Here is a 6,357-nt window from a genome sequence, read left to right as displayed (position 1 = left end):
CCCGCCGCGCTGCCCCAGGGCGCCGGTTGCGGCCCGGCCATCGCCCGCACGCAGGCCGTGGTGAGCGCCGACGTCGCGAGCGGCGACCTCAACAAGCCGGTGGGCGCGCGCTTCGGCGCCGACCTCGACCGTGCCGCCGCCGCCTGTGCGGCCGGTCGCGACGGCGAGGCGCTGCACCTGCTCGCAGCCGCCAAGAGCCGCTACGGCTATCCGTAGGGCCGCGCCGCCGTCCGGCCCCGGCAAGACCGGCCCCGGTCTCCGCCGGGAATCGCCGAGACTCAGCCAGGCAAAAGGCCCGCCGGATCCCGGCGGGCCTTTCTCGTTCCTCGGGTTTCGGAGAGCGGTCCGGGTTGCGGTGACGGAGCCTTAACCAAGCCCCGCGACACTCGGTCCATGCCGGGGGCGAGAGGATCGCGGGTCATGCCGAAGGAGCCGAGCCGTCTGCCGGAGACGCCACCGCCCGCCCAGCTCAAGCCGGCGGCCCGCCGCCAGATCGGCCAGAGCCTGCGGGGCCTCTACGCCGACAGCCTGTCGGCACCGATGGGCCAGCGCCTCACGGACCTGCTGGCCCAGATCGAGAAGCCGGATCGCTGACCGGGACCGGGCCCGGGGAGGGCGCCCCCGGAGGGCGCCTCGATCAAGGGCTCCTCAATCCAGCACGACGGCGACGAGGGAGAAGAGGCCGGCGAGCACGAGGTTGCCGACGAGCACGAGTGCGATGACGGTCATGGGGCGTTGGGGATCTTGCGCGCGGTCTCGGCGATCTCCGCCGGCGCGCGCCCGCGCCGGGGAGCCGGGCGGGAATCGCCCGGCGCCGGCCTTCTAGCCGCGAGGCCCGCAACAGGGGGTTGATTTCCGCTCCGTCCGGCGGCTCCTCCGTCAGAACGCCCGGCGGTGATGCCGGCGGAGCACGGTCGCGGGCCCGCAGGCGCCGGTCGGACTGTCGGCCGCCGCCTCCGTCCCCGCCGTCCACCATCGGCACGCCGCGCCCGGGGGCGCCGCGTTGCCGGCCGCCCGACGAATCGGTGCCGGCCGTGGCGGCGCGCAGCCCCGTCGGCGCGCGCTGCTGGTCCGCCGGGTGGGCCGCTGGTGCGGGTTTCCCCGGCGACGGGCGTCGTTTCGGGCGGCGTTCCGGGCGGGGCGATGTGACAGGCGCCAGGATGATGCGTAGAGGGTCGCGCATGACCGCGCCGACCTCGCCCGCACCGCTCGTCCGCTTCGCGCCCTCGCCGACCGGCTTCCTGCACATCGGCAACGCCCGGCCGGCGCTCCTCAACGCGCTCTTCGCCCGCGCCCGGGGCGGGCGCTTCCTGCTGCGCCTCGACGACACCGACCGCGGGCGCTCGACCGCCGCGTTCGCGCACGCCATCGGCGAGGATCTCGCCTGGCTCGGCATCGTGCCGGACCTGTTCGCGCGCCAGTCCGACCGGGTGGCGCTCTACGACGCGGCGGCCGAGCGGTTGCGGGCGGCGGGACGGCTCTACCCCTGCTACGAGACGGCCGAGGAGCTGGAGCGCCGCCGCAAGCGCCAGCTCGGGCGCGGCCTGCCGCCGGTCTACGACCGCGCGGCCCTGAGCCTCACGCCCGAGCAGCGCGCCGCCTACGAGGCGGAGGGGCGGCGCCCGCACTGGCGCTTCCGGCTCGACCACCGCACGGTCGGCTGGGACGACCTCGTGCGCGGGGCCGCCCACGTCGATTGCGCCTCGCTCTCGGACCCGGTGCTGATCCGCGCCGACGGCAGCTACCTCTACACGCTGCCCTCCGTCGTGGACGACGCCGAGATGGGGATCACCCACGTGATCCGCGGCGAGGACCACGTCACCAACACGGGCGTGCAGGTGCAGATCTTCGAGGCGCTGGACGCGCCCGTCCCCGCCTTCGGCCACCACAACCTCCTGACCACGGCGGACGGGGAGGGGCTGTCGAAGCGCCTCGGCCACCTCTCGCTGCGCTCGCTGCGCGAGGCGGGCTACGAGCCGGCCTCCGTCCGCGCGCTCGCCGTGCTCACCGGCTCGGCGGAGGCGGTGCGGCCGGTCGCCTCGCTCGACGAACTCGCCGGGCTCGTCGATCTCGCCCACATCTCGCGCGCGCCCGCGCGCTTCGACCCGCAGGAACTCGACGGGCTCAACGCCCGGCTCATCCACGCGATGCCCTACCCGCAGGCCGCCGACAGGCTGGCCGCCCTCGGCGTGCCGGAGGCGGTGGCCGAGCCGTTCTGGCTCGCCGTGCGGGCCAATCTCGGCCGCGTCGCGGAGGCCGCCGCGTGGTGGCGGGTGGTGGCGGGGCCGGTGGAGCCGGTCCGCGCCGAGGCGGACGCGGAGGTGACGGCCGCCGCCGCCGCGACCCTGCCGCCCGAGCCCTGGGGACCGGAGACCTGGAAGGCCTGGACGGGCGCGGTCCGCGCGCGCACGGGCCGAACGGGCAAGGCCCTGTTCATGCCGCTGCGCCTCGCGCTCACCGGACTCGACCACGGCCCGGACCTCGCCGGGCTGCTGCCGCTGATCGGCCGCGAGCGGGCGGCGCGGCGGCTCGCCGGGGAGCCGGCCTGACGGGGCGCCGCGCGGGCCCGCGATCAGACCCCGTCGACCGGATCGGCGTCGATGCGCATCCGCAGGATCGCGTAGGGCGGCTTCGAGAGGTCCTGCCCGTCGTTGAATTCCGGCCGCCGGTTCACCTGCGCGGCCGAGATGTAGAGCCAGCGCTCCGGCGTGATCCAGAACGTGTCGGCCCAGACCAGGCGCTCGTCGGCCGCGATCACCGTGATGCGCCCGTCCGGGTCGCGCCGGCCGACCGCGTTCTGCTCCTGCAGGCTGAGGTAGACCCGGTCCTTCGAATCGGTGGTGAGGCCGCCGGTCAGGCCCTTCTCGCCGAGATCCGCGACCGTCGCGGCCACCCCCGCGTCGCTCGTCCCCGGGTCGAGGAGCGCCGCCGTCTCGACCGCGTAGAGGTGCCGGGCCATCAGGGGCGCGTAGTACAGCCGCGCGCCGTCGGGGCTCAGCGCGATGCCGTTGGCCCCGCCCTTCGGGCTCTGCGGCGGCCCGTCCCCTTGCGTCTGCATCACGGGGCGCTGCTCGACGAACTTCACCACGCCCTTCTGCGTCCGGGTGCTGGCGTGCTCGGCCAGACGCCTGAGCACCAGCCCGCTCGCGAGATCGACCGCCAGGATCGCGCCCCGCCCGTCCTGGCCCTGGTCGGTGACGTAGGCCACGGGCCGCCCGTCGCGCCGGCCGACCCGCAGGTCGTTGAGCGAGGAGGTCGGGACGACCCCGGCCTCCAGCGGCACCACGCGCACGACGCGGTCCGTGGCGAGATCGACCTGGACGAGCTTGGCGCCGCCCGGCACCGGCGCGCCCTTGCCCTCGGGCAGGGCCGCGTCGAGCAGCCAGAGCGTGTCGTCGCGGTCGAACACGCCGTTGGGCACGTGGAACAGGCTCGCCTGCGGGCGCTTCGCGTCGGGCCGGTTCGTCCCGGCGTCGGGATAGGGGCGGACGGAGCCGTCCGGCATCACCTCGCCCACCGTGAACGGGACCTGCGCGGTGAAGCGCGGCATCATCACGAAGACACGGCCGCCCCGCGAGATCGCGAGCCCGGTCGGCGTCGAGGGCGCGTCGGCGAGGTGGGCGAGTTCGAGCCCGCCGACGGAGCGGCTCGGGCTGGCGGATCGCTCCTCCGATCGGGCGAGCGCGGGCCCACCCGCGAGCGCGAGGAGGCCGGAGCCGATCAGGTGGCGGCGGGCGATGGGCAAGCGGTTCTCCTCAGGCCTTGAGGTCGATGGCGTGGATCGCGTGGGAGGCGGCGATGTAGAGGCGGCCTTTCGCGCCGAACGCCATGTTGGCGGCGGTGACCGGCGTCGCGATGCGGCCGAGCGGCGTCCCGTCCGGGTGGTAGATCCGCACCCCGTCGATGCAGGCGGCGAAGACGTGCCCGCGCGCATCGACCTTCAGCCCGTCCGGCACCCCGGCCTCCAGCTCGGCGAGGACGCGGTGGCGCCCGAGCCGGCCGTCCTCGACCGGGAAGGCCAGGATCGCCCGGCCGCCCTCCGGGTTCAGGGACGCGCCCGACTCGCTGACGTAGAGGGTGCGCCCGTCCGGCGCGAAGGCGAGGCCGTTCGGCTGGTCGAGCACGTCCGTCATCGCCTCGACCCGGCCGGGCTCGGGTATCCGGTAGACGCGCCGCGCCGCCTGCTCGGGCTCGGCCTGGATGCCCTCCTCCGGCTCGGTGATGCCGTAGACCGGGTCGGTGAACCAGATCGCGCCGTCCGGCCCCAGCACGGCGTCGTTCGGGGAATTGAGCTTGCGGCCGTCGTAGGCGTCGGCCAGCACCGTGAGGCCGCCATCCGCCTCGCGCCGCACCACGCGACGGCCGCGATGCTCGCAGGTGACGAGGCGGCCCTGGCCGTCGAGCGTGTTGCCGTTGGCGTTGTGGGCGGGCGCCCGGACCGTCGCGGGCCGGCCCGGCGCGGGCCCGGGCCCGAGGACCAGGATGCGGTCGGCCTTCACGTCGCTGAAGACGAGGCCGCCGAGGGCGGGGGCCCAGCACGGCCCCTCGCACCAGCGGCCCTCGGCGTAGAGGGTGGCGAGGCCGGCCTCCGGATCGACGATGGCCGCCAGGCGCGGGTCGTCCACCCGGACCACGGGCGCCGCCGGCCCGGCCGCCGCGCGCCCCGCCCCGGCGAGCGCCGCGCCGCCGAGGATGAGGCCTCCCAGGACCGTGCGCCTGTGCGGGTGGAGCATGATCGTCCCGATCGTGGTGCGGAGCCGTGAACGCCTGCCCAACGCGCGGGACCCCGAGGCGATCCAGGCGGGCGATCCAGGCGGGCGGTCACGCGCGCGACCGCCGTCCGGGGCCCTGTCACGGGCGCGGCGCGCAGGGCCGTCCGGCGGGGCACGCCAATCCTCGGCGGCGTCCCGGCGCCGCTCGCGCACGGCAATCCACGAAACAGCCGAATGCAACTATCGATTGGTATATTGCGAGGATATACCGGTTTTCTGTCGCAGATGTAGATTTTGTAATGTTTCAGACATGGATCGGAATTGCTCGAATACTATTATGTCCGCACGGAAGCGATGCGATATCGCTCCGCGAAACCTTTCCTCTCATGAACCGCTCCGGAGAACACGCCATGCCCTATCGGACGTCTCTCGCCGCCGCCCTCGTCGCCACCACGTTCCTGGGGGGCGCCGCGCTCGCCGCCGAGCAGTCCGCGAAGCCGACGGCCGCACAGGAGACCTCGGCCCGGAAGGCGGTCGAGCGCGATGTCGGCAAGCTCTCGAAGGACGGCGCCCAGGCGTTCCGCGACATGCACCTCGCCCGCGTCGCCATCTTCGACGCCGACCCGGCCAAGGCCCAGGACTTCGTGGGCAAGGCGCAGGCCGCGCTCGCGAAGGCCAGGACCGACGACGCCGTGTTCAACAGGGCGGAGGCCGACCTGAAGACGCCTGCCGACGTGTCGGCGGCCAAGACCGCGGCCGACACCTCCGCGAAGGCCGGCAAGCCCGCGGGGGAACAGGTCGCCTGGGTGCCCGTCGATGTGCAGCTGACGCTCGGCGAGGATTTCGTGGCGACGCCCGAGAAGGCCGGCGCCGTCGCGGAGGCGAACAAGCACCTCGCGAAGGGTGACCGGAAGGGCGCCCTGGAGAAGCTCCGGCTCGCCGACGTGGACGTGGATTTCGTCATGGCGGTCCTGCCGCTCGACAAGACCGTGGCGGACGTGAACCAAGCCGCCACGCTGCTCGGCCAGGGCAAGTACTACGAGGCGAACGCGCTCCTGAAGACCGCCGAGGACCGGACGCGCTTCGACGTGATCGACGCGGTCGGCGTTCCCCGGAAGGCGGCCGCGCACGCGGCCGACAAGGCCGGGGCGGACGCCAAGACCACGGACGCCAAGACCACGGACACCAAGAGCACCGACACCAAGAGCACCGACACCACGACCGCGAAGTAGGGGCGGCCCGGCTGTCGGCGGCGCCCCCCACGCGCTGCGCCGCCGCGGCTGGCCCGCCCGGAGGGCGCCTCACCCGGCCAGCATCTCGCCGACCCAGACGCCCCGGCGCAGCTGCTCGGCCAGGATGGCGGCGATCGCCGCGCCCGCGAACTCGGCGGCGCGCGAGACCGGCCGGTCGGGCTGGAAGGAGAGCACGAGGCGCCGGATCGGGGCGGGATCGACCAGCGGCGCCGCGGTGAGGCGCCCGGCCGCGATGTCGGCGTGCATCGGCGCGCGCGTCAGGATGGTGCGGCCGTAGCCCTGGCGCACGAGCTCCTTCAGCGCCGTGTAGCTGTCGATCTCGAGCCCGAGATCGAGCGCGATCCCGGCCGCCTCGGCCGCTCGCTGCACCACGTTGCGCAGGCCGTGGCGGG

Annotated in this window: 6 protein-coding genes and 1 pseudogene; 4 read left to right on the top strand and 3 right to left on the bottom strand. The window is 74.8% G+C overall.

Annotated features, from left to right (window positions below):
• The 3 genes and pseudogenes from AX737_RS35075 to gltX form a co-directional block, all read left to right on the top strand.
• Nucleotides 1-216, top strand: a pseudogene (locus tag AX737_RS35075) (hypothetical protein); the annotation flags it as partial.
• A gap of 204 nt (nucleotides 217-420) precedes the next feature.
• Nucleotides 421-594: a NepR family anti-sigma factor gene (locus AX737_RS35070; protein WP_197430781.1), complete on the top strand. Its 174-nt coding sequence runs from the start codon at nucleotides 421-423 to the stop codon at nucleotides 592-594.
• Nucleotides 595-1,181: 587 nt separating this feature from the next.
• Nucleotides 1,182-2,549, top strand: a complete 1,368-nt coding sequence (gltX, locus tag AX737_RS31165; protein ID WP_066928045.1) for a glutamate--tRNA ligase — start codon at nucleotides 1,182-1,184, stop codon at nucleotides 2,547-2,549.
• 23 nt (nucleotides 2,550-2,572) lie between these two features.
• Here gltX and AX737_RS31160 read toward each other — a convergent pair whose 3' ends face one another.
• A complete protein-coding gene (locus AX737_RS31160) occupies nucleotides 2,573-3,745 on the bottom strand; it encodes an L-dopachrome tautomerase-related protein (RefSeq protein ID WP_066928044.1) in 1,173 nt (390 codons plus the stop codon).
• Between the two features lie 10 nt (nucleotides 3,746-3,755).
• Nucleotides 3,756-4,733, bottom strand: coding sequence for an SMP-30/gluconolactonase/LRE family protein (locus AX737_RS36605; RefSeq protein ID WP_066928042.1), 978 nt, complete (start codon nucleotides 4,731-4,733; stop codon nucleotides 3,756-3,758).
• Between the two features lie 389 nt (nucleotides 4,734-5,122).
• Here AX737_RS36605 and AX737_RS31150 point away from each other — a divergent pair, with 389 nt between their 5' ends.
• Nucleotides 5,123-5,944, top strand: coding sequence for a YfdX family protein (locus tag AX737_RS31150; RefSeq protein ID WP_066928040.1), 822 nt, complete (start codon nucleotides 5,123-5,125; stop codon nucleotides 5,942-5,944).
• Nucleotides 5,945-6,013: 69 nt separating this feature from the next.
• On the opposite strand, the gene AX737_RS31145 is transcribed toward AX737_RS31150, so the two are convergent.
• The coding region (locus tag AX737_RS31145; RefSeq protein WP_245293532.1) for a LysR substrate-binding domain-containing protein at nucleotides 6,014-6,357 on the bottom strand (344 nt) is incomplete at its 5' end.

The organism is Methylobacterium sp. CCH5-D2 (assembly GCF_001556475.1).
In the GTDB taxonomy this organism is placed as follows: Bacteria; Pseudomonadota; Alphaproteobacteria; order Rhizobiales; family Beijerinckiaceae; genus Methylobacterium; species Methylobacterium hispanicum.
Note: the sequence above shows the minus strand (reverse complement) of the source record. Positions and strands in the feature narration are given on the sequence as shown.

What these genes read in the sequence shown, in the direction of transcription:
- AX737_RS31150 (WP_066928040.1), top strand. Translation starts at nt 5,123, where the DNA reads ATGCCCTATCGGACGTCTCTCGCCGCCGCCCTCGTCGCCACCACGTTC.
- gltX (WP_066928045.1), top strand. Translation starts at nt 1,182, where the DNA reads ATGACCGCGCCGACCTCGCCCGCACCGCTCGTCCGCTTCGCGCCCTCG.
- AX737_RS35070 (WP_197430781.1), top strand. Translation starts at nt 421, where the DNA reads ATGCCGAAGGAGCCGAGCCGTCTGCCGGAGACGCCACCGCCCGCCCAG.
- AX737_RS36605 (WP_066928042.1), bottom strand. Translation starts at nt 4,733, where the DNA reads ATGCTCCACCCGCACAGGCGCACGGTCCTGGGAGGCCTCATCCTCGGC.